Source organism: Streptomyces chengmaiensis (assembly GCF_029846775.1).
Lineage (GTDB): Bacteria > Actinomycetota > Actinomycetes > Streptomycetales > Streptomycetaceae > Streptomyces > Streptomyces chengmaiensis.
The window spans coordinates 1-26,629 of record NZ_JARWBG010000039.1 but is presented as its reverse complement, the minus strand read 5'-3'; the positions used below and the strand labels follow the sequence as shown (position 1 = coordinate 26,629).

Genomic DNA, 26,629 nt, shown 5'->3' with positions numbered 1-26,629 from the left:
CCCGCAGGCTGCGGGCACGGTGAGATTACCCGGAGTCCCGCGGCATCGCCTCGCCGCCTGCCGCGGCCCGCGGCCCGCCGGGGTCAGTTCCAGTCGGTGAAGGAGGCGTATCCGGCGTCCGCGAACTGGTCGGCCGCGCCCTCGAGGTCCTCGGGCAACAGGCTCCAGACGATCAGATCGGTGCGGATGTCGGTCCAGCCGCCGTCCTCGGTCTGGGTACGCGCTATCCACGCGTTGCGGAGCACTCCCTCGCTGATGCAGCCGATCTTCTGGGCGACCTGCTGGGAGGCGGTGTTGTCGGCGGCGGTGCGCAGCTCCAGGCGTTCGAAGTGCTGGTCGCGGAAGAGCCACTGAGCGACGGCGAGCAGGGATTCGGTGGCGTAGCCCTCGCCGCGCGCCCAGGGGGCGGTGACATACGCGGCTTCGGTGGACAGGGTGCGCCAGTTGGTGTGCTGCAGCTGGACGATCCCCACGAGCCGCTGGGTGAGGAACTCGGTGACGGCGAAGACGATGCCGCGGCCTTCGCTGCGCTCTGCCGGTGCGGTGGCACGGACCCAGGCTTCGGAGTCGGCGGGGGTGTAGGGGTGGGGTGCCGGGGTCCAGGCGGTGACCAGTTCGTCGTTCATCATCTCGGTGAGCGCCGGGACGTCGGCGTCTTCAAAGGGGCGCAGCACCAACCGCTCCGTGCTGATGGACACGTCCGGGAAGGTCGTCATGCGCATCTCCATGCCGGTCTGGCGTGCCGGTCGCCGTATGGTGACCGCTGTTGTCGCGTGGGGCGTTGTGGCTCGTGTGGTGCGTAGCCGTGAAGGCACAGCATGCAACATCGAGCGGGGAGCGTGCATGGCCGGGTCGGGTACGGCCCGGTGTACGGCGAGGCCCGCGCCCTGGAACATGCAGGTCACAGGGTGCGGGCCTGGCGGTCCGTCAGCGGATGCCGCTCACTTGGCGGCTGAGAAGGCAGGGATGACGGAGCCTTCGTAGGTGTCCTGGATGTACTTCTTCACCTCGGGCGAGTTGAGAAGTCCGACGAGCTTCCTGACGCGCGGGTCGTTCTCGTTGCCTTCCTTGACTGCGAGGAAGTTGGCGTACGGGTTGCCCTCGGCCTTCTCCAGCGCCAGGGAGTCGGCGGCGGGCTTGAGGTCCGCCTCGATGGCGTAGTTGCCGTTGATGACGGCGGCGTCCACGTCGTTCAGGGCGCGGGGCAGGGTGGCGGCCTCAAGCTCCTTGAACTTCAGGCCCTTGCCGTCGGCGATGTCGGACAGCTTGGCGTCGGCGCCCGCGCCGTCCTTGAGGGTGATCAGGCCGTTGTCGGCGAGCAGCTTGAGCGCGCGGCCCTCGTTGGTGGTGTCGTTGGGCACGGCGACGGTCTGGCCGGCCTTGAGGTCCTTGAGGTCCTGGGCGCTCTTGGAGTAGAGGCCGAGCGGCTCCAGGTGGACGTCGGCGACGGGCACGATGTGGGTGCCGTTCTTCTTGTTGAAGTCGTCGAGGTACGGGCGGTGCTGGAAGAAGTTGGCGTCGACCTGCCCGCTCTCGGTGGCGGTGTTCGGCAGGACGTAGTCCGTGAACTCCTTGACCTCGAGCTTGAGGCCCGCCTTGGCGGCCAGCTTGTCCTTGACGTAGGTGAGGATGTCGGCGTGCGGCGTGGGGGACGCGGCGACGACCAGCGGCTTGGAGGCGTCTGCGTTGCCGGAGCCCTGCTCCGGGTCGGAGGCGGTGCCGCAGGCGGTGAGGCCGAGGGCGAGGGCGGCGAAGGCCGAGGTCGCCAGAGTGACCTTGGTGTTCTTGGTGTTCTTGGTGTTCTTGGTGTTCTTGAGCACGAAGAGTGCCTCTTTCTGGTGGTGCGGTTGACGCCCGGACAAGGAGTACGGGCCGATGGGTGCCGGGAGATTGGTGCCGGGTATGGATCCGGCGGCTGCTCAGGCGGCGCGTCCCCGGCGGGCCAGCAGCCGTGCGGCGGTGTCGCCGATGAGCTGCACCGCGGTCACGATCGCGATCAGGATGACGACCGTGATGAGCATGAACTGGGTCTCGAAGCGCTGGAACCCGTAGGTGACGGCCTTGGAGCCCAGTCCCTCGCCGCCCACCGCACCGGCCATCGCCGAGTACCCGACGAGGACGATGACGGTGGTGGTGACGGCGGAGACCAGCGACGGAAGGGCCTGCGGCAGCAGGACCTTGCGCACGACGGCGGGGATGGAGCCGCCCATGGACTGGACGGCTTCGACCAGCCCGTGGTCGACCTCGCGGACGGCGGTCTCGACGAGCCGGGCGAAGAAGGGGATGGCGCCGACGGCGAGCGGCACGATCATCGCGGTGGGGCCGATGAAGGTGCCGACGACGAGCTGGGTGAACGGGATCAGCGCGATCAGCAGGATCATGAACGGCAGCGAGCGGCCGATGTTCACGATCACCCCGACGACGCGGTTCACGGGGAGGTTCTGCAGCAGTCCGCCCTTGTCGGTCAGCACGAGGAACACGCCGAGCGGGAGACCGCCGAGGACGGTGACGAGAGTGGACCACAGCACCATGTAGAGGGTGTCTGCGGTGCCCTGCTGCAGCAGCGGCTGCATCTCGGACCAGGTCACTCGGCCGCCTCCTCGGCCAGGGCGGGGCCGTCGGCCGCCGCGGCGGACGGGTTGTCGTCCACGACGTCGATCTGCAGGCCCTGTTCGCGCAGGAAGCCGACGGGGACGACGTTCTCCTCGTACGGTCCGGGCAGCTCGATGCGCATGCGGCCGATCTGCCGGCCGCCGACGGTGTCCATCGCGGCGCCGAGGATCGAGATGTCGATGTTGTACGTGCGCGAGAGCTGGGAGATCACCGGCTGGGTCGCCGTCTCGCCGTGGAAGGTGACGTCGAGCACGGTGCGGTCGGGGCCCGAGGCGTGGCCGCCGACGGGGAAGAGCTCGCGCGCGAGCTCCGAGCCGGGGGTGGCCAGCAGTTCGCTGACCGTGCCTGACTCCACGACCTTGCCCTTCTTCATCAGGGCGGCGGAGTCGCAGACGGTTTTGACGACGTCCATCTCGTGGGTGATGAGCAGCACGGTGAGGCCGAGCGCGCGGTTGAGTTCGCGCAGCAGCGTCAGGATCGAGCGGGTGGTCTCGGGGTCGAGGGCGCTGGTGGCCTCGTCGGAGAGCAGGACCTTGGGGTCGCCCGCGAGCGCCCGTGCGATGCCGACGCGCTGCTTCTGACCGCCGGAGAGCTGTCCGGGGTAGGCCCTGGCCTTGTCTGCAAGGCCGACCAGGTCGAGCAGTTCCAGGGCCTTGCGGGAGCGTTCGGCGCCGGAGACCTTGAGGATCTCCAGGGGCAGTTCCACATTGTCCTGGACGGTGCGCGAGGACAGCAGGTTGAAGTGCTGGAAAACCATGCCGATGCGGCTGCGGGCCTCGCGCAGCTCCTTGCCCGCGCGGAGGCCTCGGCCGGCGAGGGCGGTCAGGTCCCGGCCGTCGACGGTCACGGTCCCGGAGGTGGGTCGCTCCAGCAGATTGACGCAGCGGATGAGGGAGGACTTCCCGGCGCCGCTCTGGCCGATGACGCCGAAGACCTCGCCTTCGCGCACCTGCAGGTCGACGTCGTCGAGGGCGGTGACCTCGCGGCCTCGTGACTGGTAGACCTTGGTCAGGCCTGTTGTGGTGATCACAGGGATGTTCCGTCGTTGTCGAGTGCGCGGCGCGGTGTGTGCGCCGGGCACGGGGCATTCGGGTGTGGAGAGTCAGTGACGGCCGGGCCCATGCGGCGGGTCCGTCCGGGCGGCCCGGGCGGCGCGTGCGCAGGGGTTCGGTCCGGGGTCGGCGGCCGGGCGCCGACGGACGCCGCACACGGCACGGCTGTCGGTCTCGCTTCGGGGCGCGAGGCGTACGGCAGGGGCCCTCAGAAGGCGCACATTCGACACATGCAACGAGCACCGGGCGTCGTTTTCGCCTCGGTCGCAGGGGTGCGGCTGCTCGTCGTGGTCATGGCGGCAAGTAAAGCAGACAGCCGTACGAACTGATCACGACTGTCCGCATTCCGGACGTCGCTCATGCGGCATATGGACGGCTTGAGGCTGTACGCCACAGGTGGGAGCAGATCGGCGACAGGCCGCTTCGACCGGACTGACCTGCGCGGACACCGGGGACGGAGCTCCGGCGGCGGCGTCCGGGCCGTCCGGCACGACCGCCGTGCTGTGGTCAAGACCACCACCCCCGGGCAACCCCGTGGGCCCGCTCGCATCGGGCCTTTCAGCCCGTAATACTCTCTAAGCCATGCTTGACGCCCTGACGATCGCGATCGGTGTGACCGCGGTCGCCCTCGCCGCCTGGTGCGGCTTCGCCGCCTATCGCGACCAACCCACCAAGGACTGGCATTTCATCGGCATGGCAGTGGTGTCGCTGCTGGCCTTCGCCCAGTTGGCGGTCGGCGTCGTCCAGCTCGCGCGGGGCGAGGAGCCCCACGAGGGCACGGCGATCTTCCTGGCGTATCTGATCGGCTCGTTCGCCGCCGTCCCGGCGGCCGGCTTTCTGTCGCTGGCGGAGCGGACGCGGTGGGGTTCCGCGACGGTCGCGGCCGGAGCGATCGTGCTGGCGGTGCTGGAAGTGCGGCTCTACGACATCTGGAAGGGCTGAGGGGCTTTTATGACGGAGAACCGAACCGCGATCGCCCCGGCCGGGGCGTCGAAGACCCCGCGGAGCCGGCTCGTCCAGGGGCCCGGCCTGCTGCTGGTGTGGCTGTACGGGGTGATGTCCGTCGGCTCGGTGTCGCGGTCCGCCTACCAGATCCTCACGGAGTTCGACCGCGCACCGCTCGCGTACTCGCTCTCAGCGGTGGCGGCCGTCGTGTACGCGTTCATCACCTACACACTGGTGCGCGGCGGCGAGAGGGCCCGCAGGGCAGCGCTGGCCTGCTGCGCCGCCGAGCTCGCGGGCGTGCTGATCGTGGGGACCTGGACGCTTCTGGAGCCGTCGCTCTTCCCCGACGACACGGTGTGGACGACCTACGGCATGGGCTATGTCTTCATTCCGGTGCTGCTGCCGGTCACCGGGATGCTGTGGCTGCGCAGGCCCCGGATCTCCCCTCCGCCCCGCCCGGTCCCGTAGCCGGGGGGGGCACCCTCATGGAGGCGTCGATCCGGCCCTCCGGCGTCTGATCCGGCCCTCCGGCGTCTGATCCGGCCCTCCGGCGTCTGAGGAGCGGGGGTCCGGGGGCGGAGCCCCCGGTTGGGGCGTCAGGCGCTGGCGACGAACGTCCCGGGCCGCACGCCCTTCACCGCTTCCTTCTCCAGGGTGACGACGGTCAGCCTGGGGCCCACCTGCTCACGGGAGACCGGCGCATAGCCCCGGCTGCGGTACAGCCGCAGATTGCCCTCGCTGCGGTGGCCGGTGAAGAGCTGGAACCGCTTGACCGCCGGGTCCTGTGCGAAGACCGCCTCGATCGCGTCCAGAAGCCGCCCGCCCAGGCCGTGGCGCTGCATCCTGGGGTGCACGATGAGCTTGGCGATACGGGCCGTGCCCGTCGAGTCGGCCTCTCCGCGCACTGAGGCCACCACCTCGCCGCCGAGCCTGGCCACCAGCGCACAGCCCCGGGCGATTTCCGCCTTGAGGTCGTCGAGTGTCTGGGTGAGAGGCTCGATGGCGTAGTCCCCGTACAGCTCGGCCTCGCTCTGGTAGCACAGATACTGGAGCTTGAGGATGTGCTCCGCGTCCTGCTCCGTCGCCGCTGAGATGGTCACGCTCATGCCCATGTGCGCATGCCTCCCGCTCACCTGTCCGCCGGTTGTCTACCGCTCCTTTCCCCGAAGTTCAGGAGCCGCAACCTCTGCCGAGAGCATTCTGCGCAGGCATCCCAGGCAACGGGAACGCATTGGCCCCAAACTCCCTTGTGAGATACCCAACTCTCCTGCGATCTCTCGGTAGGTCGGGTCGTTTGGGGACAACATCGCAGTCAGCAGCCGTGGGCAGTTCCCAGGAGTGCGGGCCACGGCGGCCCGGATCGCGCGCCGCCGTTCGGCCCTCAGGGCAGCCCGCTCGGGGGCGCCCGGGGAGTCCTGCGTCGGGTCCGTCACGGGCTCTTCGGCGTAGGGCAGCTCACGGGCTGCCGTCCTGCGGGCGCGGCGCGCTTCCGCACGTACCGCCCGTTTGACCCAGCGGGCCGCGTCCGACGGCGGTCCGTCGCCGTCGAGTCGCTCCAGCAGCCGCAGCCAGACGGCCTGTTCGAGGTCGCCGGGCTCCATGGCTGCGGCCGGGGCCTCGGCCGTGGCCTCGGCGTTCACCAGCGGACGCAGCGCACTGACGACACGTGCCCGGGCGGCGGTTTCGTCGAGAAGCGTCATGCCCGGCGGGACGTGCCGTCGCGCGGCGGCGGTTTCCGCACGACGGCAGCGTCACCCGCACGCGGGGCCCTGCGTACCGAAGTTGACGCACAGGGCCCCTGCGTCGAGCCTCCCGGGCGGGGAGGTTCAGCCGTGGAAGTCCGCTGCGGCCAGCAGTCCGGTGTCCGGATGGTCGGTAAAGATCCCGTCGATGCCGGTCTCGAGGTACGTCCGGTAGGCGCCGAAGACGTCGCCGAACGCGGCGGGGTCCGTGCCGCGCCGGAAGTCCGCGGGCAGGAAGGTGTTCTCGTTGCGCATCGTGTACGGGTGCAGGATGAGCCCCTTGCGGTGGGCGTCCTGTACGAGGGTGGTGGGCTTTCCCAGCTTCCCGTCGGCGTCCTTGGGGATGACCAGGTCCAGGACGGGGCCGATGCCCTGGGCGAAGGAGGCGATCCACTCCAGCCCCTCGGGGGTGATCAGATCGGCCGTGGTGCGCGGGTCGCCGGCCATGGTGAAGTCCCAGGGCCGGTAGTCCGCGGTCCACAGCAGCACGACGCGGGGCGAGGACACCAGCTTCGCCATGCGCTGCATGCTGCTCGGTTCGAACGACTGGAGGAAGACCGGCGAGTTGTGGCGGTGCCGTCCGTACCGGCGCAGCAGCCGGGCCAGGGGTTCCTCCAGTCCGAGCCCCAGCTCACGGAAGTAGGTGGGGTGCTTGGTCTCGACGTGGAGCCAGACGGGGCAGCCGCGGCGACGGCCCTCCTTGTCGGCCCAGCGCAGCACCTCCTCGAAGGTCGGTATGGTCCAGCGGCCGTCGTAGAGGGTGTTGTCCGGGCGGGTGGCGGGGATGCGCTCCTTGGCGCGCAGCGTCTTCAGCTCGGCGAGGGTGAAGTCCTCGGTGAACCAGCCGGTGATGGCCGTTCCCTCGACGGTCTTGGTGGTCTTGCGGGAGGCGAACTCCGGGTGCTCCGCGACGTCCGTCGTGCCCGTGATGTCGTTTTCGTGACGGCAGACGAGATGGCCGTCCTTGGTGGGCACCAGGTCCTGTTCTATGACGTGCGCGCCCATGTCGAGGGCGAGCTGGTAGGAGCCCAGGGTGTGCTCCGGGCGGTAGCCGCTGGCGCCGCGGTGGGCGATGACCGTGGGGACGGGCAGCTGCCTGTACGAACCCCAGTGCCCGCCGCGGCCGTGGCCGCGATCCTGGGCCGCTGCCGGAGAGGCTCCGGCAACTCCCGCGCCGAGTGCGGCCGTGCCGCCGAGAACCGCGGCCCCCAGCACCGTCCGTCGTCCCGGAGTCCTGTCCGCGTCCTTGGTCATCGACTCTCCTCTGGTCTCCCGCAGGGGTCCTGCACCTGACAAGCAGCGTCCGATGCTAGGCGGTCTCCCTTACGCACGGCAGTCCGGGGGCCAACGCCCCGGCGACATACGTCAACACTGCGTATCGGATCCGTGAACCCGATGTGCGATCTGCCGAGACCCGCGAGTATCGTCCTCACCTGCACGGGCCTCGCGGTCCTGCGCCCGCCGTCCATGACACCGGAGGACCCGTTGTCCCGCTTGTCGCTCATCAAGGCAGTGCTCGGACCGATCCTGCGCCTGATGTTCCACCCGCGGGTGGAAGGCGCCGAGAACATCCCGGGCTCGGGCCCGGTCATCCTCGCCGGCAACCACCTGACCTTCATCGACTCGATGATCCTTCCACTGGTCACGGACCGGCCGGTGTACTTCATCGGCAAGGACGAGTACGTGACGGGCAAGGGTCTCAAGGGCCGGCTGATGGCCTGGTTCTTCACCGGCGTCGGCATGATCCCGGTGGACCGCGACGGCGCCAACGGCGGTGTGGCGGCGCTGATGACGGGCCGCCGGGTGCTGGAGGAGGGCAAGCTCTTCGGCATCTACCCGGAAGGCACCCGCTCCCCCGACGGCCGCCTCTACCGCGGCCGCACCGGCATCGCCCGGCTCACCCTGATGACCGGCGCGCCGGTGGTGCCCTTCGCCATGATCGGCACCGACAGGCTCCAGCCGGGCGGCGCGGGCCTGCCCCGCCCGGGCCGGGTCACGGTCCGCTTCGGCGAGCCGATGGAGTTCTCCCGCTACGAGGGCATGGACCGCGACCGGTATGTGCTGCGGGCGGTGACGGACTCGGTGATGACGGAGGTCATGAGGCTGTCGGGGCAGGAGTACGTGGACATGTACGCCACGAAGGCGAAGGCGGCGTAGCGCCTCCGGCGGGGTCCTGTTCCCCTGAACCGGGGCTCCACCCCGGGACCGACGTCCGGGCGCTCCACCCCGGACCCCTGTGACTGAAACGCCGGCGAGGCTCGGCGTGCGCCTCAGACGCCGGCGGGCTTGAGGTCGGGGCGGCCGGTCTCAGCTCATCGGGGCACCTGGGTGGGGGCCGCCTCTGGGACCGCCGCCGACGGAGTCCGGGGGAGGTAGCCAGGTGAGATCGAGGACGCGGCCGAACCCCGTACCAGGGGTCTGGGGGCCTGCCCCCCGGTTATGAGAAGGGGCGGGCCAAGGGAACAGGCCCCCGGGCTACGGGTGTTCCACGCCCGCCTCGAGTCGCTGGCCGCGCAGCAGGAACCACGCCGCCACCGCCGTGGCCAGCAGAACCGCCGCGCCGACGGCCGAGGCGACATGCAGACCGTCGACGAAGGCCCGCTGCGCCGCGGCGACCAGCGCCGCACCCGTCTCGCCGGGCGCCTCGGCCGCCGCCTCCACCGCGCCGCCGAGCGACTCGTGCGCGGCGGACGCGACCCCCGCCGGAATGCCGTCCGGCGTCGCGAAGTCGCGGTAGACGCCGGTGACGATGGAGCCGAGCAGCGCGATGCCGAGCGCCGCGCCCAGTTCGTACGCCGTCTCGGAGACCGCGGAGGCCGCCCCCGCCTGCTCCTTCGGCACGCTGGAGAGGATCACGTCCGAGGTGACGGTGAACGAGAACCCGGCCCCCGCGCCCACGACCAGCAGGATCGCGCCAAGCAGCGGATAGCCGGTGGACTGGCTGACCATGGTCAGTGCGCCGAGCGCGACGCCCACCGCGGCCAGGCCGCCGGCCACCACGCCCCGTACCGAGAAGCGCCGGGCGACGGCGCCCGCCGCCAGTCCGGTGGCGACCGCTCCGATCGCCGCGGGCAGTTCTGCCAGGCCGGCCTCGAAGGGCCGCCGGTCCTGGACCAGTTGCAGGAACTGGGAGAGGAAGAAGACCAGACCGGACAGCCCGAGGATGGTCAGCAGGTCCGCCAGGACGGCTGCGGAGAACCCGCGGTGCCGGAACAGGCGCATGTCGAGCAGCGGCGCGGGCAGGGTGAGCTGCCTGCGGACGAATCCGTACAGGCCGGCCAGTCCGATCAGTGCCGAGATTCCGGCGTCCCAGCTCGCGCCATGGGTCGCCGCCTCCTTGACGGCGTAGACGACGGCGACCACGCCGACGAGCGAGAGGGCGACGCCGGCCAGGTCCCAGGGGCCCGCAGCCGGGTTCCTGGACTCGGGTATCAGCTTGACGCCGACGAGGACGAGGACGGCCATCACCGGCAGGTTGATCAGGAAGACCGAGCCCCACCAGAAGTGCTCAAGCAGGAGTCCTCCGACCACGGGCCCCACTGCCGCGCCCGCCGAGGCCATGGCGCCCCAGACGCCGATGGCGAGGCTGCGCTCCCTGGGGTCGTGGAAGATGTTCCGGATCAGCGCGAGCGTGGCCGGCATGAGGGTCGCTCCGGCGACGCCGAGCAGCGCACGTGCGGCGATCATCAGCTCGGGAGTGGTGGCGTATGCGTTGAGCACGGACACCGCGCCGAACGCCACCGCCCCGGTCAGCAGCAGCTTCTTGCGGCCGATCCGGTCGCCGAGGCTGCCCATGGACACCAGGAGTCCGGCGATGACGAAGGAGTAGACGTCGCCGATCCACAGCAGTTGGGTGGCCGACGGCTGGAGGTCCTCGCTGAGGAACGGCGTGGCGAGACCGAGCACCGTGGCGTCGACGGCCACCAGCAGCACGGCCAGGACCAGCACCGCGAGGGCGAGCCAGCGCCCGGGCCGGTGCAGGGTGTCGTCCGTCCCGGTCGTGCGCCGGACGGTACTGGTCATTTCTCCACACTCCGCTGTGCTCCGCCGAGCAGCAGCTCGGCGATCATGTACTGGAAGTCGTTCTTGGCGACCCGGCCGTCCATGACGGCCCAGGCGCAGGTGCCGATGAGCCCGTAGAGGGCCTCGGTCAGCCAGGCGGGCGGGAGATCGATGCGGAACTCGCCCTGTTCCTGGCCGCGCCGGAAGAGGGCGGCGACCCGGGCGTCCAGCCGGGCCCAGCCCTCGTTGACCTGGTCGCCTTCGAACAGCTGGTTCTCGGTGACGAGGAAGGCCAGCAGATCGGCCGCGGGCTCCATCTCGGCGATCAGTCGCCGCAGCGCGGCGCTCGCATCGCCCTCGTCGGCCCGGGCCCGGTCGAGGGCCGCTTCGAACTCCTGGATGCCGAGCCCCTCTAGGGCTCTGACCAGGGCGTCCCGCCCGGCGAAGTGCCGATGCAGGGTGGCCCGTCCGATGCCCGCGGCCCGGGCGACCTCGTCCATCGTGGCGGTCGACTTGCGGGAGAGCAGAGCGGCGGCGGCCTTGAGTACCTGATCACGATCCATTGCCATGAGACAAGCATACCTCATATGAGACGTTGACGTCTCACTCGGGATGTGACTGCCTCATACAAGACAGCGACGCCGCCCTGCTCGATACGAGCAGGGCGGCGTCGACGGAGAGGACGGGCGGGAGAGCGCTACCGCTTGGCAGTGGCCCAGGCACGCTGGACCGCAAGGTCCTCCTTGACCTCGGCGAGCTGGACGGCGACCGCCGCGGGCGCCGTGCCGCCGCGGCCGCTGCGGGAGGCGAGAGCTCCCGGGACGTTCAGGACGGTGCGGACCTCGGGCGTCAGATGCGGTGAGATCTTGGCGAACTGCTCGTCGGTGAGCTGGTCCAGCTCGATCCCGTGCTGCTCGCACTCCTTGACGCACTCCCCCGCGACCTCGTGCGCCACCCGGAACGGCACGCCCTTCCGGACCAGCCACTCGGCGATGTCCGTGGCGAGCGAGAAGCCGGCCGGGGCCAGTTCCTCCATCCGCTCCCGGTTGACGGTGAGCGTGGCCATCATCCCGGTGAAGGCCGGGAGCAGCACCTCCAGTTGGTCGCAGGAGTCAAAGACGGGCTCCTTGTCCTCCTGCAGATCACGGTTGTACGCGAGCGGCAGCGCCTTCAGCGTGGCCAGCAGGCCCGTCAGATTGCCGATCAGCCGGCCGGACTTGCCGCGCGCCAGCTCGGCGATGTCCGGGTTCTTCTTCTGCGGCATGATCGACGAGCCGGTGGAGAAGGCGTCGTGGAGGGTGACGAAGGAGAACTCCTTGGTGTTCCAGACGATGATCTCCTCGGCGATCCGCGACAGATTCACGCCGATCATCGCGGTGATGAAGGCGAACTCCGACACGAAGTCTCGGGAGGCCGTCCCGTCGATCGAGTTCCCGGCGGAGCCGTGCTCGAAGCCGAGGTCCCGGGCGACCGCCTCGGGGTCAAGGCCGAGCGAGGAACCGGCGAGAGCGCCGGACCCGTAGGGGGAGACGGCGGTGCGCTCGTCCCACTGGCGCAGTCGCTGGGCGTCCCGGGACAGGGACTGGACATGGGCGAGCATGTGGTGGGCGAAGAGGACGGGCTGCGCGTGCTGAAGGTGCGTGCGTCCCGGCATGGCGACGTCCGGATGCGCCTCGGCCAGCCCGACAAGGGCCTCCTGGAGCTCTGTGATCAGCCCGCCGATGATCCGGGCGTGGTCGCGCAGATACATCCGGAAGAGGGTGGCGACCTGGTCGTTGCGGGACCGGCCGGCGCGCAGCTTGCCGCCGAGGTCGGGGCCGAGCCGCTCCAGCAGTCCGCGCTCCAGGGCGGTGTGCACGTCCTCGTCGGCGATGGTGCCGGTGAAGGAGCCGTCGGCGACGTCCGCTTCGAGCCGGTCGAGGCCCGCCAGCATCCGGGTCAGCTCGTCGTCGGTGAGCAGCCCGGCCGTGTGCAGCACCCGGGCATGGGCGCGCGAGCCCGCGATGTCGTACGGGGCGAGACGCCAGTCGAAGTGCACCGACGCCGACAGCTTCGCCAGCGCCTCGGCCGGCCCGTCGGCGAAGCGGCCGCCCCAGAGCCGGACGTCACCGTTGTCACTGCTGCTCACTGCTCTAGCTCCTCAACAGGGATGGATGTGCCGCTGCCTCCCCGGCCGCGGAGGGCGGGGGGAGGCAGCGCGTGCGCACGGTGTAACGAGCGAATGGCTCAGGCGAGGTCACGCTTCGCCGCGATCTTCGACGAGAGACCGAAGATGTCGATGAAGCCCTGGGCCTTCGACTGGTCGAAGGTGTCGCCGCTGTCGTAGGTGGCGAGGTTGAAGTCGTACAGCGACTGGTCGGACCTCCGGCCGGTGACGACGGCGCGGCCGCCGTGCAGAGTCATCCGGATGTCGCCGGTGACGTGCTGGTTGGCCTCGTTGACGAAGCCCTCCAGGGCGCGCTTGAGCGGGGAGAACCACAGGCCGTCGTAGACGAGCTCGCCCCAGCGCTGCTCGACCTGCCGCTTGTAGCGGGCCAGCTCGCGCTCGACGGTGACGTTCTCCAGCTCCTGGTGGGCGGTGATCAGGGCGATGGCGCCGGGCGCCTCGTAGACCTCGCGGGACTTGATGCCGACCAGGCGGTCCTCGACCATGTCGATCCGGCCGACGCCCTGCGCGCCCGCCCGCTCGTTGAGCTGCTGGATCGCCTGGAGGACGGTGACGGGCTTGCCGTCGACGGCGACCGGCACGCCCTCCTTGAAGGAGATGACCACCTCGTCGGCGTCACGCGGGGTGGCCGGGTTGGAGGTGTACTCGTAGATGTCCTCGATCGGCGCGTTCCAGATGTCCTCGAGGAAGCCGGTCTCGACGGCCCGGCCGAAGACGTTCTGGTCGATGGAGTACGGGGACTTCTTGGTGGTCGCGATCGGGAGCTTCTTCGCCTCGCAGAAGGCGATCGCCTTGTCCCTGGTCATCGCGTAGTCGCGGACCGGGGCGATGCACTTCAGGTCGGGCGCGAGCGAGGCGATGCCGGCCTCGAACCTGACCTGGTCATTGCCCTTGCCCGTGCAGCCGTGGGCCACGATCGAGGCGTTGTGCTTCTCCGCGGCGGCCACGAGGTGCTTGACGATGGTCGGCCGGGAGAGGGCCGATACCAGCGGGTAGCGGTCCATGTAGAGGGCGTTGGCCTTGATCGCCGGGAGGCAGTACTCCTCGGCGAACTCGTCCTTGGCGTCGGCGACCTCCGCCTCGACGGCACCGCAGGCGAGCGCGCGCTTGCGGATGACGTCCAGGTCCTCGCCGCCCTGGCCGACGTCCACGGCGACGGCGATGACCTCGGCGCCCGTCTCCTCGGCGATCCAGCCGATGGCGACGGAGGTGTCCAGACCGCCTGAGTAGGCGAGTACGACGCGCTCGGTCACTGGTTTCTCCTTACGGTGCATGCCCTGCATTCGACGTTGGGTATAACTATGCAGACCTCCGTATGTTTTGTCAAAGGAGTTCTGGGGCGGCTGCGCCCGTATGAGAATCCAGGGCATGGGACAGCGCTATGAACGCATCGAAGGCCGGATACGCGACTTCATCGAGCAGCAACCCGTGTTCTTCACGGCGACCGCGCCGCTGACCGGCGACGGCCATGTCAACCTCTCCCCCAAGGGACGCAGCGGCACTCTGGCGGTCCTGGACCAACTGACCCTCGCCTACCTCGACTTCGGCGGCAGCGGCGCGGAGACCATCGCCCACCTCCGGGAGGAGGGCAACGGCCGGATCACCCTGATGTGGTGCGCCTTCAGCGGCCCGCCCAAGGTGCTGCGGGTGCACGGCCGCGGCGAGCCGGTCTTCCGGGACGATCCCCGGTGGCGCGAGTACATCTCGCACTTCGCCGAGGCCGACGGCCCGGGCGCACGGGCGATCATCCTGGTGCACGCCGTGCGGATCAGCGACGCCTGCGGCTTCGCGGTGCCGTTCATGGACTACCGCGAGGAGCGCACACAGCACGCTGAGCACTTCGGACGCAAGACGGACGAGGAGTTCGCCGCGTACTGCGAGAAGAAGGAGCACGTGGGCGTGAGCCTCGACGGCCTGCCGGCCCTCCCGCTGCCGCTGCCCGCGCGCGCGGACTGACAAGGGCTCCGCCCCAGACCCCGCTGTACGGGCTTGGCCGTGTCCTCGATGGCCGGAGTGGGCGGCGATACGGCGACCACCCGTGCAGAATCCGGCCCCGCCGTGGCTTGAGGCCCGGGATCCGGGGCGGAGCCCGGTGCGGCGGCCAGTGCCGCGACCGGCGGTGTCTGCCCGTCGGGGAGCGTCGTCCGGCGCCGGGGCGACCCCGCGCCCGAAGGACTGCGGGGGAGATCGCAAGACGGCCGGAAGTCCTCGCAGCGGAGCTGCTCGGGCTTTCGGCCGACGCAGCCTGCGGGCGCCTCCCGGGCCCGCAGGGCCCGGGAGGTGGGGCTCCCGCCCACGCCGGAGGCTGTGGCGGAGCGTGCAGGGCGGCGCGAGTGGGCAAAGCCTGCCGGGAGGGGTACTAGCGTCCGCTCTGGGCCAGCCGCAGCAGATGGTCCGCGAGCGCCTGGCCGCCCGCCGGGTCGCGGCTGATCAGCAGGAGGGTGTCGTCGCCCGCGATGGTGCCGAGGATGGCGTGCAGTTCCGCCTGGTCGATGGCCGAGGCGAGGAACTGCGCGGCGCCCGGCGGGGTGCGCAGCACCACCAGGTTGGCCGAGGCTTCCGCGGAGATCAGCAGTTCGCCGGAGAGGCGGCGCATGCGCTCCTCCTTGGCCGACTCGCCGAGCGGCGCCTGCGGGGTGCGGAACCCGCCCTCGCTCGGCACCGCGTAGATCAGCTCGCCGCCGGTGTTGCGGATCTTCACCGCGCCCAGCTCGTCGAGGTCGCGGGAGAGCGTCGCCTGGGTGACGCTCAGCCCGCTGTCCGCGAGGAGCTTGGCCAGCTGGCTCTGCGAGCGCACCGGCTGCCGGTTGAGGATGTCCACGATCCGGCGGTGGCGGGCCGTACGGGTCTGCGGAACCGCCGGTCCTCCGTGCTCGGTTTCCTGCGCCTCGGTCATCGTCGTCTCATTCTCCGGATCGTCCTGCCCCGGGCTCCGTCCCCTTCGAGCCCGCGTCGAGGATGCCGGGGAGCGCCTGGAGGAACGCGTCCGCCTCCGCGTCGCCGATGATCAGGGGCGGCATAAGCCGTACGACATCGGGAGCGGGGACGTTCACCAGGAAGCCGGCACCCTGAGCCGCCTGCTGCACCCGGGGCGCGAGGGGCTCGTTGAGCACGATACCCAGCAGCAGGCCCGCGCCACGGACATGGGAGACCGTGGGGTGCCCGAGGGACTCGATTCCCTCGCGCAGTTTCTCGCCCAGCCGCTTCACCTCGTCCAGCCGGCCGTCCTCGGCGAGCGTGTCGAGCACGGCGAGTCCGGCGGCGCAGGCGACCGGGTTGCCGCCGAACGTGGTGCCGTGGTGGCCCGGCTTGAGGAGGTCGGCCGCCTGGCCGAAGGCGACGGCCGCGCCGATGGGGAGCCCTCCGCCCAGGCCCTTGGCGAGGGTGACGACATCGGGTTCCACGCCTTCGTGGGCCTGGTGCTCGAACCAGTGGCCGGTGCGGCCGACGCCGGTCTGCACCTCGTCGAGGACCAGGAGCGCTCCGGCGGCGCGGGTGATCTCCCTGGCTGCCCGGAGATACCCCGGCGGCGGCGCCACCACGCCGATCTCGCCCTGGATGGGCTCGACGATGACGAACGCGGTCTCCTCGGTGACCGCCGCCCGAAGTGCCTCCACATCCCCGTACGGCACATGGGTGACCTCGCCCGGAAGCGGCAGGAACGGCTCCCGCTTGCCCGGCTGGCCGGTGAGGGCGAGCGCCCCCATGGTGCGGCCGTGGAAGCCTCCTTGCGTGGCGACCATGTGCCGACGACCCGTCAGCCGCCCGATCTTGAAGGCGGCTTCGTTCGCCTCGGCGCCCGAGTTGCAGAAGAAGACCCTCCCGGGCCGGGCGAAGTGCTGGAGCAGCCGCTCGGCGAGGGCGACGGGCGGCTCGGCGACGTACAGGTTGGAGACATGGGACAGGGCGGCGATCTGCCGGGAGACGGCCTCGACGACGGCCGGATGGGCGTGGCCGAGCGCGTTCACCGCGATGCCGCCGACGAAGTCGAGGTACTCGACGCCGTCCGCGTCCCAGACCCGGGCGCCTTCGCCGCGGACCAGGGCGAGCCGCGGCGTGCCGTAGTTGTCCGTCATCGCGCTCTGCCAGCGGCGCGAAAGCTCCTGGTTGCTCATGCCGGGTTCACTGCCTCTCCGCCTTCGTCGTCGGGTACGACCATCGTGCCGATGCCCTCGTCCGTGAAGATCTCCAGCAGGATCGAGTGCGGCACCCGTCCGTCGAGCACGCGGGCCGTGGTGACGCCGTTGCGCACCGCGTACAGGCAGCCCTCCATCTTGGGCACCATGCCGCTGGAGAGGTCGGGCAGCAGTCTCTCCAGCTGGGCGGCGGTGAGCTTGCTGATGACCTCGTCGCTGTTCGGCCAGTCCTCGTACAGCCCCTCGACGTCCGTGAGGACCATCAGCGTCTCCGCTCCCAGCGCGGCGGCGAGCGCGGCGGCGGCGGTGTCGGCGTTGACGTTGTAGACGTGGTGGTCGTCGGCGGAGCGGGCGATGGAGGAGATGACCGGGATACGGCCGTCGTCGAGCAGCGCCTCGATGGCTCCGACGTCGATCTCGGTGATCTCGCCGACCCGGCCGATGTCGACGAGTTCGCCCTCGATGCGCGGCTGGTGCTTGGTCGCCGTGATGGTGTGGGCGTCCTCGCCGGTCAGGCCCACGGCGAGCGGGCCGTGCTGGTTGAGCAGCCCGACGAGCTCGCGCTGGACCTGGCCGGCGAGCACCATGCGCACGACGTCCATGGCCTCCGGGGTGGTGACCCGCAGTCCTGCCTTGAACTCGCTGACCAGACCCTGTTTGTCGAGCTGGGCGCTGATCTGCGGGCCGCCGCCGTGGACGACGACGGGCTTGAGGCCGGCGTGGCGCAGAAAGACGACGTCCTGGGCGAAGGCGGCCTTGAGGTCCTCGTCGACCATGGCGTTTCCGCCGAACTTGATGACCACGGTCCTGCCGTAGTGGCGGGTGAGCCAGGGCAGCGCCTCGATGAGGGTCCGGGCCTTGGGCAGGGCGGTGTGCTTCCGTGTCGTGCTCATGAGCTGTACGCGCTGTTCTCGTGGACGTAGTCGGCGGTGAGGTCGTTCGCCCAGATGACGGCGGACTCCGAGCCGGCGGCCAGGTCCGCGGTGACCCTGACCTCGCGGTAGCGCATGTCGACCAGGTCGCGGTCCTCGCCGACGGAGCCGTTCCTGCAGACCCAGACGTCGTTGATGGCGACGTTGAGCCGGTCGGGCTCGAAGACTGCGGAGGTGGTGCCGATGGCGGAGAGCACCCGGCCCCAGTTGGGGTCCTCGCCGTGGACGGCGCACTTGAAGAGGTTGTTGCGGGCGATGGAGCGGCCGACCTCGACGGCGTCGTCCTCGCTCGCGGCGTTGACCACCTCGATGCGGATGTCCTTGGAGGCGCCCTCGGCGTCCCGGATGAGCTGACGGGCCAGATCGTCGCAGACCTCGCGGACCGCCTCGGCGAACTCGTCGTACGCCGGGGTCGCGCCGGACGCGCCCGAGGCGAGCAGCAGCACCGTGTCGTTGGTGGACATACAGCCGTCCGAGTCGACCCGGTCGAAGGTGAGCCGGGTGGCGTGCCGAAGCGCCGCATCCAGCGCGGAGGCCTCCAGGTCGGCGTCGGTGGTGAGGACGACGAGCATGGTGGCCAGTCCGGGGGCGAGCATGCCCGCGCCCTTGGCCATGCCGCCGACCGTCCAGCCCTCCTTGACCGCCACGGCGGTCTTGTGGACGGTGTCGGTGGTCTTGATGGCGATCGCCGCCTTCTCGCCGCCGTGTTCGGACAGCTCCTGCGCGGCCTTCTCCACGCCGGGCAGCAGCTTGTCCATCGGCAGCGGCACGCCGATCAGCCCGGTGGAGCAGACGGCCACCTCCCCCGCGCCGACGCCCAGGACGTCGGCGGCCTTCTCCGCGGTGGCGTGCGTGTCCTGGAAGCCCTTCGGACCGGTGCAGGCGTTGGCGCCGCCCGAGTTGAGGACGACCGCGGCCAGCTCGCCGCCCTTGAGGACCTGCTCGGACCACAGAACCGGTGCGGCCTTGACACGATTGGATGTGAAGACGCCCGCGGCGGCGCGGCGCGGACCGTTGTTGACGACGACGGCCAGGTCCGGGTTGCCGTTCTCCTTGATCCCTGCGGCGATGCCGGCCGCTGTGAATCCCTGTGCTGCCGTGACGCTCACTGCATCTCCTTGTTCTCCCCCAGGGCGTTCGCCTGGGTGGTGCCCCGACTCGGCCCGGGGGCGCCCCCGCGGATGCGCCCCCGGCTCACGGTGCGACCCCGGTCGTGGACAGGCCCGTGGTCTCGCCGAGACCGAGGGCGATGTTCATGCTCTGGACCGCGCCGCCGGCGGTGCCCTTGGTGAGGTTGTCGATGGCGCTGATCGCGATGACCCGGTCGGCGGCCCCGTCGTAGGCGACCTGGATCTGGACGGCGTTGGAGCCGTAGACCGACGCGGTGGCGGGCCACTGCCCCTCGGGGAGCAGCCGGACGAACGGCTCGTCCGCGTACGCCTTCTCGTACGCGGCCCGGACGTGGGCCGCGGTCGCGCCCGGCTTCGCCTTGGCGGAGCAGGTGGCGAGGATGCCGCGGGACATGGGGGCCAGCGTGGGCGTGAAGGAGACGCTCACCTGCTCTCCGGCCACGGCGCTGAGGTTCTGGATCATCTCGGGTGTGTGACGGTGGGAGCCGCCGACCCCGTAGGGGCTCATCGAGCCCATGACCTCCGAACCGAGCAGATGCGGCTTGAGCGCCTTGCCCGCGCCCGAGGTGCCGGTCGCGGCGACGACCACGGCCTCCGGCTCGGCCAGCCCGCCCGCGTATGCGGGGAGCAGGGCAAGCGAGACGGCCGTCGGATAGCAGCCGGGCACCGCGACACGCCTGGCCCCCTCCAGCGCGGCGCGGGCGCCCGGCAGCTCGGGCAGGCCGTACGGCCAGACGCCGGCGTGCTCGGAGCCGTAGAAGGTCTCCCAGTCGGCCGGGGAACGCAGCCGGAAGTCCGCACCCATGTCGACGACCAGCACCTCGTCGCCGAGCTGCTGTGCGACGGCCGCGGACTGGCCGTGCGGCAGCGCCAGGAACACCACGTCATGCCCGGCGAGCGCCTCCGCGCTCGTCGGCTCGAGCACCCGCTCGGCGAGCGGCAGCAGGTGGGGCTGGAGCGCGCCGAGCTTCTGGCCCGCGTTGGAATGGCCGGTGAGGGCGCCGATCTCCACCTCCGGGTGCGCCAGCAGCAGACGCAGCAGTTCGCCGCCCGCGTATCCGCTCGCTCCCGCCACCGCTGCCCGAATTGCCATCGAAGTCCTCCTTCTCGATGGCATGACTATACGAGGCTATGCAGTTTTATGCAATCACTGCCCCTATGGAGGTGCAGGTCGGGGCTCCGCCCCGGATCCCGCTCCTCGATCGCCGGAGGGACTGGATTCCCCAGCTCGTCCGCCGATCGAGGACACGGCCTACGCCGCCGTGAGCAGCCGCACGCTCCACCGCGACGGCATCCCCGTGAGCGTCAGCGTCGACAGGGGCCGCACGTCCACGTTCCAGAAGGAGGAGGGCGGGGCCTTGAGGGCGTAGACCAGCGCCGCCCGGACGACGGCGGGCTCGGCGACCGCCACGATGACGCCGCCGTCGTCGGCGGGGCGGGTGTCCAGCCAGCCTCCTATGCGGGTGATGAAGGCGAGCAGCGGTTCGCCGCCGTGGGGCGCGGAGCGCGGGTCGGCGAGCCAGGTGTCGACCGCCTCGGGCTCGCGGGCCGTCACCTCGGCCAGGGTGCAGCCGCGCCAGCGCCCCATGTCGCAGTCGCGCAGGGCGGGCTGCGCCATGGGGGCGAAACCGAGGGCGTCGCCTGTGGCGCGGCTGCGCGGAGTGGGCGAGCAGTAGCGCAGCTCCGCGGCGCTCAGCGGCACGAGGGCGTGTGCGGCGAGCTGGACCTCGTGCCAGCCCGCGTGGTCGAGCGGCCGGTCGTCGTCGAAGCGCTCCGCAAGGAGGGGCGCGCTGCGTGCTGCGGCCACCATCGTGATCCGGACACTCATGGCCAGATCGTGCTCATGCAGCCCCGCCCGGTCAAGAGACGAGTCGGCCTCGGCCGCATCCGCGGAGCCCTCAGGACCGCAGAATCTCGTCGCAGGCGGTGCGCAGCCGCCGCACTCCCTCCGTGATCTCGGCCGTCCCCGCGACCCCGGCGAAGCTCAGCCGCAGCCGGCCGGCCGGGGGCTCCGCGCAGTAGTACGGGCGGCCGGGCGCGACGGCGACTCCGGCGCGCAGGGCGGCCGCCGCCAAGGCGGCCTCGTCGGCGTCCTCGGGCAGCCGCGGCCACATGTGGTAGCCGCCGGAGGGCACGTACGGCAGGGCCAGCTCCGGCAGGTGCAGCCGCAGGGCAGCGGCCATGGTGTCCCTGCGGATCTTCAGCTCGGCGGCGACCGTGCGCAGATGGCGACTCCAGGCAGGCGAGCCGACCAGTTCGAGGGCGGTCTCCTGCAGCGGGCGCGGCACGAAGAAGTTCTCGACGACATGGATGGCGCGCAGCCGTTCCAGCACCGGGCCGCGTGCGGCCAGCATGCCCACACGCAGGCTGGGCGAGGCCACCTTGGTGAGCGAGCCGACGTGGACGACGACTCCGTCCCGGTCGAGGGCGGCGAGGGGCTCCGGCACCTCGCCGGCATCCTCGTGGACCAGCCGCCGTGCGAAGTCGTCCTCGATGATGAACGCCCCCGCCTCGCGGGCGATGCGCAGCACTTCGGGGCGGCGCTCGGATGCGAGGACGGCGCCGGTGGGGTTCTGGAAGAGCGGCTGGCAGACGAAGACGCGGGCGCCGGTGGCGGCGAAGGCGGCGGCGAGCAGGTCGGGCCGCACGCCGTCGTCGTCCGCGGGGACCGGCACGGGCCGCAGCCCGGCGGCGCGGGCGATGGCCAGCATGCCCGGGTAGGTGGGTGACTCGACGAGCACGGGCGCGCCGGGAGGGGCCAGGGCGCGCAGTGCGCAGCTCAGCGCGGACTGGCCGCCGGCCGTGACCAGCACATCGGCGGCGGAGGCGGTCTCGCCGAGGCCGCGGGCGAACCATGCGCGCAGCTCCGGAAGGCCCTCGACGGGCGGGCGGCCCCAGGCCCCGGGCCGGCGTCCGGCACGGGCGAGCGCCGCCGCCATGGCCCGTTCGGGTTGCAGACCCGGGTGCAGATAGCCGCTGTTGAACTCCACGACGCCGGGCGGCGGCGCGGCGAGGGTGACCAGGACGCCGGAGGCGTCCACCGCGCGCGGCACGGGCTCGGCGGAGGCGTCCGCGCTGAGGGCGACCTCCTGCCAGGAGGTGTCGCCGGGGGGCTGCGCATCGGCGCGCGGCCGGGCCCGGAAGGCGCCCGCGCCCGGCCGGGTGACGACCAGCCCTTCCGCGGAGAGCTGCGCCAGGGCACGCGAAACGGTCACCGGGGAGACCCTGTAGCGCTCGACGAGGGCTCTGCTCGATGGCAGCTTTCCATCAATTGGATAGCGCTTGAGCTCTACCCGCAGCGAATTCGCCAGTTCGACCACACTGCTACGCTCTTGCATGACAGTACAGAATAGCGCTACTACTCCTGCGGCGATAGCGATCGGCGGCCACGCGGGGGGCACGCTCCTGGCGGCGCTCGGCGTCGTCGCCTTCTCCCTCACCTTCCCGGCGACGGTGTGGGGCCTGGACGGCTTCGGCCCCTGGTCGCTGGTGGCCCTGCGGAGCGTTCTGGGGGCGCTGATCGCCGGCGGCTTTCTGCTGGCGCTGCGGGTGCCGCTGCCCGAGCGCCGCCACTGGGGCCCGCTCGCGGCGGTGGCGGGCGGCGTTGTGCTCGGCTTCCCGCTGCTGACGACGCTCGCGCTGCAGACGTCGGCGACCTCGCACGCGGCCGTCGTGGTGGGGCTGCTGCCCCTCGCGACCGCCGCCGTCGCCGCCGTGCGCACCTCCCACCGCCCTTCCCGGAGGTTCTGGCTCGCCGCGGGCGCCGGGGCCGCCGTCGTCGCCGCCTTCACCGCGCGGCAGAGCGGCGGCGCGATCCACTCCGGCGATCTGTATCTGTTCGCCGCGCTGCTGGTGTGCGCCGTCGGCTATGCCGAGGGGGGCAGGCTGGCGCGGCTGATGCCCGGCTGGCAGGTGATCGGCTGGGCGCTGGTGCTGTCCCTCCCGCTGATGCTGGCCGTGGCGGTGCTCGCGCTGGCCCATGAGCCGGTGCGGCTGACCGCCCACGGCGTGACGGGGCTGCTGTGGCTGGCGGCCGGATCCAGCTTCGCCGGGATGTACGTCTGGTACCGGGGCATGGCGGCGATCGGGATCGCCCGAGCGAGCCAGCTCCAGCTGGCCCAGCCGCTGCTGACGCTCCTGTGGTCGTTCGCGCTGCTCGGCGAGCGCGTGTCGCCCGCCGCGCCTGCGGCCGCCGTGGCCGTCCTGGTGTGCATCGCCGTCACCCAGAAGGCGGGCAACTGAAGCGCGAGGAGGCCCAGCGCCCTTAGACTCTTCAGTACGGACCACCCCTTCACGGACGACCGTCTTCGAGGAGGTCACCCCGATGCACGCAAGCAAGGGCGACAGGCTGGTGGTGCACGGCAGGATCGTCGGTCAGCACGACAGGACGGCCGAGGTCATCGAGGTGCTGGGCGAGAACGGCGAGCCTCCCTTCCGGGTCCGGTTCGAGGACGGCCACGAGACGGTCATGTCTCCCGGGCCCGACACCGTCGTCCGGCACTTCCCGGACAAGGACCGTCGCTAGTGCCGCGACAGGGCAGAGCTTGCCGGGAGCGGCACTAGTACCGCGACAGGCGATGTCTGCCCGTCGAGGAGCGCGACAGGGCTGAGCTTGCCGGGAGCGGCACTGGTGCCGCTCCCGGCGATGTCTGCCCGGCGCCAGCCCCTTGCGGCGAGAGGCGGCTCACCGGTCGGCGTAGTGGTCCGAGACCACTCTGGCCATCGCGCCGATCGGGTCCTGAGCGACCTCCTTCGCCGAGAAGAAGCAGTGGCCGCGGACCTGCGGGCACCGGGCCGCGAGTGTGAGATGGCGGGACAGCTCCGCCGGATCCTGCCAGGCGTCGGGCTGGCCTGGCGCGCCCGCCTTGTAGAGCGCCTCCCCGATGTAGAGGTCGACGCCGGAGCCCGCGGCCACCTCGTCCCACCAGGGCGTCAGCCGGGCGTAGTCGGCGGCGGAGAAGCCGATGTGCCAGTACACCTGCGGCACCACATAGTCGATCCAGCCTTCCCTCACCCACTTGCGGGTGTCCGCGTGCAGGTCGTCGTAGGTCTGCACGCCGGCCCGGGTGTCGGAGCCCAGCGGATCGCTGTCGGCGTTGCGCCACACCCCGAAGGGGCTGATGCCGAAGCGGGTCCCCGGCCTGATGCCCCTGATCCGGTCGCCCATCTCGATGACCAGCCGGTCGGTGTTGTCCCGCCGCCAGGCCGCCCGGTCCTCGAAGCCGGCGCCATGGCGGGCGTAGGCGTCATCGTCGTCGAAGCGCTGCCCGGCGACGGGATACGGATAGAAGTAGTCGTCGAAGTGGACGGCGTCGACGTCGTAGCGCTCGACGGCGTCCAGCATCGCGTCCTGGACAAAGCGCCGCACATCTGGCAGGCCCGGGTTGTAGTAGAGCCGGCCGCTGTGCGCGACGATCCATTCCGGGTGCCGCCGTGCCGGGTGGCCGGGCGCCAGGCGCGACGGGTCGTCGTGGAGGGCGACCCGGTACGGATTGAACCAGGCGTGCAGCTCCAGCCCGCGCGCATGGGCCTCGTGCACCGCCGTGCCGAGCGGGTCCCAGCCGGGATCCTGCCCCTGTACCCCGCTGAGGTACTGCGACCAGGGCTCGTACGGCGAGGGCCACAGGGCGTCCGCGGTGGGGCGGACCTGGAAGACGACGGCGTTCAGCCGCCGGGCCACAGCCGCGTCGAGGAGGTCGAGCAGCTCGGCGCGCTGTCGGCCGGCGTCGAGACCGGGCCGGGAGGGCCAGTCGCGGTTGGTGACAGTGGCTGCCCACATGCCCCGGAAGTCCCGCACATACCCGCCCCGGCGGGCTTTTCGTGCGGGCGCGGGGGCGGCGACGGCGTCCCCGGCCGGCGTCAGCGCGACGGCCAGCGCACCGGCGGCGGCCAGCATGAGCCTTCTTCTCCCGGTGTGCCGGGTGACTGTTCGGATATCAGCTCCCATGTCCGGACAGCATGCCCGGCCCTGGCCGCCCTGCACAGATGCAATCGGAGTAACGTCAGGGAGTCGAGGCGGGCGCCGGAACCATACGGGGGCCTGCCGCAGGAGCTGAGCGAAAGGCACGAGGGTGACGGACTCAATGGCCGACATTGCACGCGTCGGAGTGGTGGGCTGCGGCCAGATGGGCGCGGGCATCGCCGAGGTGTGCGCACGCAGCGGCCTGGAGGTGAAGGTCGCCGAGACCACGGGCGAGGCCCTGGAGATCGGCCGCACCCGCCTGTACAACTCCCTGGCCAAGGCCGCGGAGCGCGGCAAGATCACCGAGGAGGAGCGCGACGCGACCCTGGAGCGGCTCACCTTCACCACCGATCTCGGCGAGTTCGCGGACCGCGATCTCGTCATCGAGGCGGTCGTGGAGAACGAGCAGGTCAAGACCGAGATCTTCCAGGTCCTGGACCAGGTGGTGACCCGGCAGGATGCGATCCTCGCCTCCAACACCTCCTCCATCCCGCTGGTGAAGCTGGCGGTGGCGACCTCCCGGCCGGACCAGGTCGTCGGCATCCACTTCTTCAACCCCGCGCCGGTGCAGCGGCTCGTCGAGCTGATCCCCGCGCTGACCACCTCCGAGGAGACGGTCAAGCGCTCGGAGGCCGTGGTCCAGCAGGTGCTGGGCAAGCACGCCATCCGTGCACAGGACCGATCGGGCTTTGTGGTGAACGCCCTGCTCATCCCGTATCTGCTCTCCGCGATCCGGATGTTCGAGTCCGGCATCGCCAGCCGTGAGGACATCGACAACGGCATGGAGCTGGGCTGCGCCCATCCGATGGGCCCGCTGAAGCTCTCCGACCTCATCGGCCTGGACACGGTCGCCTCTGTGGCGGACTCGATGTACGCGGAGTTCAAGGAGCCGCTGTACGCCGCGCCCCCGCTGCTGCAGCGGATGGTCGACGCGGGGCGGCTGGGGCGGAAGTCGGGGGCCGGCTTCTACTCGTACTCCTGACGGACCGGCTCAACGGGCCCGGTTCACCCCGACCGGCTCACCGGACCCGGTTCACACGGAGTGTGCTGGGTGCGCTCGCATATGCCGTGCGCACACACTCCCGCCCTCCCACCAGGGGGAGTTGACTCGGATCGCTCAGCCAAGGGTCCGCGCACGACTTTTCCCTGCTAAGGAGTCCATCCGTGACCACCGGCCCTGATCACTTAGTGGTCGTCGAGGAGTTCGCAGAGCTGCGCCGCAGCATCGACGTCGGCCTGGCCCGCATCGACGGCCAACTGGCTCTGCTCGCACAGCGCAACGAACAGATCGACCGGGACCTGTCCGATCTCGCCGCACGCGTCGGCTCACTGGAGCACGGCAGGTGGCCGCTGCCCGCGGTGGCCGCGCTCACCGCGCTGGGCGCGCTGGCGGTCGCGCTCTGGGAGGCGGTGGGAGGTTGACACCGGGGCCGCCGCCCCGTGCCGCGGCGGTGCGGCAGCTCCGCGCCGCGGAAGCCGGCGCGTACAGCCGCGCCGGACGGGCTCACGGCCCCGTCGGCTGCCCGCAGGCGCCGAACGGCCGGAGGCCGAACACGACCACGTCGGCGTAACGGGCGGGGCGCTCCCGTACCCCGCCGGCCGGCGCGCCCCGCAGCGGCCGTCTGCCACTGCGTCTGCCGCTGCGGGCGAGTAGAGCGCCGTTCGCGGGCGGGAGTTGCTGCGGCGCGTTTCCCATCAGCGGGCGCAGCCTCGCCTGCGACCCGGCACGCGGGTCGCAGGCGTGAAGGCCCAGCCATCGCGGGGACGCGTCTCGGGGGCGGATGCCCAGGCTCGCACGCGGCGGAGCCGACGTGGCCCAGTGGCCCGGGGATGCGGGATGGCGGCCCCGCACCCTGGACCCGCGGAGGTCCGGGGGGCGCCGCCCCGCCCTCCCCTCGGGGCCCGGGGACCCTCGGGCCTCCGGGCCGCCGGGCCGCCGGGCCGCCGG

At 71.3% G+C, this 26,629-nt stretch carries 27 protein-coding genes; 8 read left to right on the top strand and 19 right to left on the bottom strand.

Annotated elements, in window-relative coordinates; all coding sequences use genetic code 11:
• Positions 1-83: 83 nt before the first annotated feature.
• From QCN29_RS26500 to QCN29_RS26485, 4 genes are all read right to left on the bottom strand, one after another.
• Positions 84-728 (bottom strand): GNAT family N-acetyltransferase, encoded by a 645-nt coding sequence (locus QCN29_RS26500; RefSeq protein WP_240137307.1) that lies wholly within the window; start codon positions 726-728, stop codon positions 84-86.
• 213 nt (positions 729-941) lie between these two features.
• A complete protein-coding gene (locus QCN29_RS26495) occupies positions 942-1,820 on the bottom strand; it encodes a MetQ/NlpA family ABC transporter substrate-binding protein (RefSeq protein ID WP_279931298.1) in 879 nt (292 codons plus the stop codon).
• A gap of 99 nt (positions 1,821-1,919) precedes the next feature.
• Entirely contained in the window at positions 1,920-2,588 is a 669-nt protein-coding gene (locus QCN29_RS26490; RefSeq protein ID WP_279931297.1) for a methionine ABC transporter permease, read from the bottom strand.
• A complete protein-coding gene (locus QCN29_RS26485) occupies positions 2,585-3,643 on the bottom strand; it encodes a methionine ABC transporter ATP-binding protein (RefSeq protein WP_279931296.1) in 1,059 nt (352 codons plus the stop codon). Before QCN29_RS26485 ends, QCN29_RS26490 begins: the two co-directional genes overlap by 4 nt.
• A gap of 604 nt (positions 3,644-4,247) precedes the next feature.
• Here QCN29_RS26485 and QCN29_RS26480 point away from each other — a divergent pair.
• The gene (locus QCN29_RS26480; protein WP_240137311.1) at positions 4,248-4,607 is read left to right on the top strand and encodes a hypothetical protein; all 360 of its coding nucleotides are present in this window, start codon (positions 4,248-4,250) and stop codon (positions 4,605-4,607) included.
• A 9-nt stretch (positions 4,608-4,616) separates the two neighbouring features.
• Positions 4,617-5,078 (top strand): hypothetical protein, encoded by a 462-nt coding sequence (locus tag QCN29_RS26475; RefSeq protein ID WP_279931293.1) that lies wholly within the window; start codon positions 4,617-4,619, stop codon positions 5,076-5,078.
• 128 nt (positions 5,079-5,206) lie between these two features.
• Here QCN29_RS26475 and QCN29_RS26470 read toward each other — a convergent pair whose 3' ends face one another.
• The 3 genes from QCN29_RS26470 to QCN29_RS26460 all read right to left on the bottom strand — a co-directional run bounded on the left by QCN29_RS26470 (position 5,207) and on the right by QCN29_RS26460 (position 7,606).
• The gene (locus QCN29_RS26470; RefSeq protein WP_279931292.1) at positions 5,207-5,722 is read right to left on the bottom strand and encodes a GNAT family N-acetyltransferase; all 516 of its coding nucleotides are present in this window, start codon (positions 5,720-5,722) and stop codon (positions 5,207-5,209) included.
• A 36-nt stretch (positions 5,723-5,758) separates the two neighbouring features.
• A complete protein-coding gene (locus tag QCN29_RS26465) occupies positions 5,759-6,310 on the bottom strand; it encodes a sigma-70 family RNA polymerase sigma factor (protein ID WP_279931291.1) in 552 nt (183 codons plus the stop codon).
• A 126-nt stretch (positions 6,311-6,436) separates the two neighbouring features.
• Positions 6,437-7,606 (bottom strand): glycerophosphodiester phosphodiesterase, encoded by a 1,170-nt coding sequence (locus QCN29_RS26460; RefSeq protein WP_279931289.1) that lies wholly within the window; start codon positions 7,604-7,606, stop codon positions 6,437-6,439.
• Between the two features lie 213 nt (positions 7,607-7,819).
• Here QCN29_RS26460 and QCN29_RS26455 point away from each other — a divergent pair, with 213 nt between their 5' ends.
• Positions 7,820-8,509, top strand: coding sequence for a lysophospholipid acyltransferase family protein (locus QCN29_RS26455; protein WP_398860008.1), 690 nt, complete (start codon positions 7,820-7,822; stop codon positions 8,507-8,509).
• A gap of 318 nt (positions 8,510-8,827) precedes the next feature.
• Here QCN29_RS26455 and QCN29_RS26450 read toward each other — a convergent pair whose 3' ends face one another.
• The 4 genes from QCN29_RS26450 to QCN29_RS26435 form a co-directional block, all read right to left on the bottom strand.
• Positions 8,828-10,375, bottom strand: coding sequence for an MFS transporter (locus QCN29_RS26450; RefSeq protein ID WP_279931287.1), 1,548 nt, complete (start codon positions 10,373-10,375; stop codon positions 8,828-8,830).
• A complete protein-coding gene (locus QCN29_RS26445; RefSeq protein ID WP_240137318.1) occupies positions 10,372-10,923 on the bottom strand; it encodes a TetR/AcrR family transcriptional regulator in 552 nt (183 codons plus the stop codon). The genes QCN29_RS26450 and QCN29_RS26445 overlap by 4 nt, the downstream gene beginning before the upstream one ends.
• Positions 10,924-11,051: 128 nt before the next feature.
• Positions 11,052-12,482 (bottom strand): argininosuccinate lyase, encoded by a 1,431-nt coding sequence (gene argH / locus QCN29_RS26440; protein WP_279931285.1) that lies wholly within the window; start codon positions 12,480-12,482, stop codon positions 11,052-11,054.
• Positions 12,483-12,580: 98 nt separating this feature from the next.
• Positions 12,581-13,774: an argininosuccinate synthase gene (locus QCN29_RS26435; RefSeq protein ID WP_279931283.1), complete on the bottom strand. Its 1,194-nt coding sequence runs from the start codon at positions 13,772-13,774 to the stop codon at positions 12,581-12,583.
• A gap of 115 nt (positions 13,775-13,889) precedes the next feature.
• Between QCN29_RS26435 and QCN29_RS26430 the strand changes: the two genes are divergently transcribed.
• The gene (locus tag QCN29_RS26430; RefSeq protein WP_279931282.1) at positions 13,890-14,477 is read left to right on the top strand and encodes a pyridoxamine 5'-phosphate oxidase family protein; all 588 of its coding nucleotides are present in this window, start codon (positions 13,890-13,892) and stop codon (positions 14,475-14,477) included.
• Between the two features lie 403 nt (positions 14,478-14,880).
• Here the strand turns inward: QCN29_RS26430 and QCN29_RS26425 are convergent, their stop codons facing one another.
• From QCN29_RS26425 to QCN29_RS26395, 7 genes are all read right to left on the bottom strand, one after another.
• Positions 14,881-15,417: an arginine repressor gene (locus QCN29_RS26425; RefSeq protein WP_240137322.1), complete on the bottom strand. Its 537-nt coding sequence runs from the start codon at positions 15,415-15,417 to the stop codon at positions 14,881-14,883.
• A 7-nt stretch (positions 15,418-15,424) separates the two neighbouring features.
• A complete protein-coding gene (locus tag QCN29_RS26420) occupies positions 15,425-16,636 on the bottom strand; it encodes an acetylornithine transaminase (RefSeq protein ID WP_279931281.1) in 1,212 nt (403 codons plus the stop codon).
• A complete protein-coding gene (gene argB / locus QCN29_RS26415) occupies positions 16,633-17,550 on the bottom strand; it encodes an acetylglutamate kinase (RefSeq protein WP_279931279.1) in 918 nt (305 codons plus the stop codon). Before argB ends, QCN29_RS26420 begins: the two co-directional genes overlap by 4 nt.
• Positions 17,547-18,698 carry a bifunctional glutamate N-acetyltransferase/amino-acid acetyltransferase ArgJ gene (argJ, locus tag QCN29_RS26410; protein ID WP_240137325.1) on the bottom strand — a complete coding sequence of 384 codons (1,152 nt, stop codon included), beginning with the start codon at positions 18,696-18,698 and terminating at the stop codon, positions 17,547-17,549. The genes argB and argJ overlap by 4 nt, the downstream gene beginning before the upstream one ends.
• 85 nt (positions 18,699-18,783) lie before the next feature.
• On the bottom strand, positions 18,784-19,812 hold the full coding sequence (gene argC, locus QCN29_RS26405; RefSeq protein WP_279931277.1) for an N-acetyl-gamma-glutamyl-phosphate reductase: 1,029 nt from the start codon (positions 19,810-19,812) through the stop codon (positions 18,784-18,786).
• Positions 19,813-19,971: 159 nt separating this feature from the next.
• Positions 19,972-20,547, bottom strand: coding sequence for a histidine phosphatase family protein (locus QCN29_RS26400; protein ID WP_279931276.1), 576 nt, complete (start codon positions 20,545-20,547; stop codon positions 19,972-19,974).
• A 70-nt stretch (positions 20,548-20,617) separates the two neighbouring features.
• Entirely contained in the window at positions 20,618-22,057 is a 1,440-nt protein-coding gene (locus tag QCN29_RS26395; protein WP_279931275.1) for an aminotransferase-like domain-containing protein, read from the bottom strand.
• On the opposite strand from QCN29_RS26395, the gene QCN29_RS26390 reads away from it, so the two are divergent.
• Both QCN29_RS26390 and QCN29_RS26385 read left to right on the top strand, forming a co-directional pair.
• A complete protein-coding gene (locus QCN29_RS26390; RefSeq protein ID WP_279931273.1) occupies positions 22,056-22,961 on the top strand; it encodes a DMT family transporter in 906 nt (301 codons plus the stop codon). The two genes, QCN29_RS26395 and QCN29_RS26390, sit on opposite strands and share 2 nt — an antisense overlap.
• 82 nt (positions 22,962-23,043) lie before the next feature.
• A complete protein-coding gene (locus QCN29_RS26385) occupies positions 23,044-23,244 on the top strand; it encodes a DUF1918 domain-containing protein (RefSeq protein ID WP_240137331.1) in 201 nt (66 codons plus the stop codon).
• Positions 23,245-23,403: 159 nt separating this feature from the next.
• On the opposite strand, the gene QCN29_RS26380 is transcribed toward QCN29_RS26385, so the two are convergent.
• A complete protein-coding gene (locus QCN29_RS26380; RefSeq protein WP_279931272.1) occupies positions 23,404-24,615 on the bottom strand; it encodes a glycoside hydrolase family 10 protein in 1,212 nt (403 codons plus the stop codon).
• A 187-nt stretch (positions 24,616-24,802) separates the two neighbouring features.
• On the opposite strand from QCN29_RS26380, the gene QCN29_RS26375 reads away from it, so the two are divergent.
• Together QCN29_RS26375 and QCN29_RS26370 are read left to right on the top strand one after the other, a co-directional pair.
• The gene (locus QCN29_RS26375) at positions 24,803-25,663 is read left to right on the top strand and encodes a 3-hydroxybutyryl-CoA dehydrogenase (RefSeq protein ID WP_240137333.1); all 861 of its coding nucleotides are present in this window, start codon (positions 24,803-24,805) and stop codon (positions 25,661-25,663) included.
• A 182-nt stretch (positions 25,664-25,845) separates the two neighbouring features.
• Positions 25,846-26,103, top strand: coding sequence for a hypothetical protein (locus QCN29_RS26370; protein WP_240137334.1), 258 nt, complete (start codon positions 25,846-25,848; stop codon positions 26,101-26,103).
• Positions 26,104-26,629: the final 526 nt, after the last annotated feature.

Excerpts from the sequence above, each read along its gene's own strand:
- QCN29_RS26500 (WP_240137307.1), bottom strand. The coding sequence starts at position 728 with ATGGAGATGCGCATGACGACCTTCCCGGACGTGTCCATCAGCACGGAG.
- QCN29_RS26480 (WP_240137311.1), top strand. The coding sequence starts at position 4,248 with ATGCTTGACGCCCTGACGATCGCGATCGGTGTGACCGCGGTCGCCCTC.
- QCN29_RS26475 (WP_279931293.1), top strand. The coding sequence starts at position 4,617 with ATGACGGAGAACCGAACCGCGATCGCCCCGGCCGGGGCGTCGAAGACC.
- QCN29_RS26470 (WP_279931292.1), bottom strand. The coding sequence starts at position 5,722 with ATGGGCATGAGCGTGACCATCTCAGCGGCGACGGAGCAGGACGCGGAG.
- QCN29_RS26465 (WP_279931291.1), bottom strand. The coding sequence starts at position 6,310 with ATGACGCTTCTCGACGAAACCGCCGCCCGGGCACGTGTCGTCAGTGCG.
- QCN29_RS26460 (WP_279931289.1), bottom strand. The coding sequence starts at position 7,606 with ATGACCAAGGACGCGGACAGGACTCCGGGACGACGGACGGTGCTGGGG.
- QCN29_RS26455 (WP_398860008.1), top strand. The coding sequence starts at position 7,820 with ATGACACCGGAGGACCCGTTGTCCCGCTTGTCGCTCATCAAGGCAGTG.
- QCN29_RS26450 (WP_279931287.1), bottom strand. The coding sequence starts at position 10,375 with ATGACCAGTACCGTCCGGCGCACGACCGGGACGGACGACACCCTGCAC.
- QCN29_RS26445 (WP_240137318.1), bottom strand. The coding sequence starts at position 10,923 with ATGGCAATGGATCGTGATCAGGTACTCAAGGCCGCCGCCGCTCTGCTC.
- QCN29_RS26430 (WP_279931282.1), top strand. The coding sequence starts at position 13,890 with ATGGGACAGCGCTATGAACGCATCGAAGGCCGGATACGCGACTTCATC.
- QCN29_RS26425 (WP_240137322.1), bottom strand. The coding sequence starts at position 15,417 with ATGACCGAGGCGCAGGAAACCGAGCACGGAGGACCGGCGGTTCCGCAG.
- QCN29_RS26420 (WP_279931281.1), bottom strand. The coding sequence starts at position 16,636 with ATGAGCAACCAGGAGCTTTCGCGCCGCTGGCAGAGCGCGATGACGGAC.
- argB (WP_279931279.1), bottom strand. The coding sequence starts at position 17,550 with ATGAGCACGACACGGAAGCACACCGCCCTGCCCAAGGCCCGGACCCTC.
- argC (WP_279931277.1), bottom strand. The coding sequence starts at position 19,812 with ATGGCAATTCGGGCAGCGGTGGCGGGAGCGAGCGGATACGCGGGCGGC.
- QCN29_RS26400 (WP_279931276.1), bottom strand. The coding sequence starts at position 20,547 with ATGAGTGTCCGGATCACGATGGTGGCCGCAGCACGCAGCGCGCCCCTC.
- QCN29_RS26390 (WP_279931273.1), top strand. The coding sequence starts at position 22,056 with ATGACAGTACAGAATAGCGCTACTACTCCTGCGGCGATAGCGATCGGC.
- QCN29_RS26395 (WP_279931275.1), bottom strand. The coding sequence starts at position 22,057 with ATGCAAGAGCGTAGCAGTGTGGTCGAACTGGCGAATTCGCTGCGGGTA.
- QCN29_RS26385 (WP_240137331.1), top strand. The coding sequence starts at position 23,044 with ATGCACGCAAGCAAGGGCGACAGGCTGGTGGTGCACGGCAGGATCGTC.
- QCN29_RS26380 (WP_279931272.1), bottom strand. The coding sequence starts at position 24,615 with ATGCTGGCCGCCGCCGGTGCGCTGGCCGTCGCGCTGACGCCGGCCGGG.
- QCN29_RS26375 (WP_240137333.1), top strand. The coding sequence starts at position 24,803 with ATGGCCGACATTGCACGCGTCGGAGTGGTGGGCTGCGGCCAGATGGGC.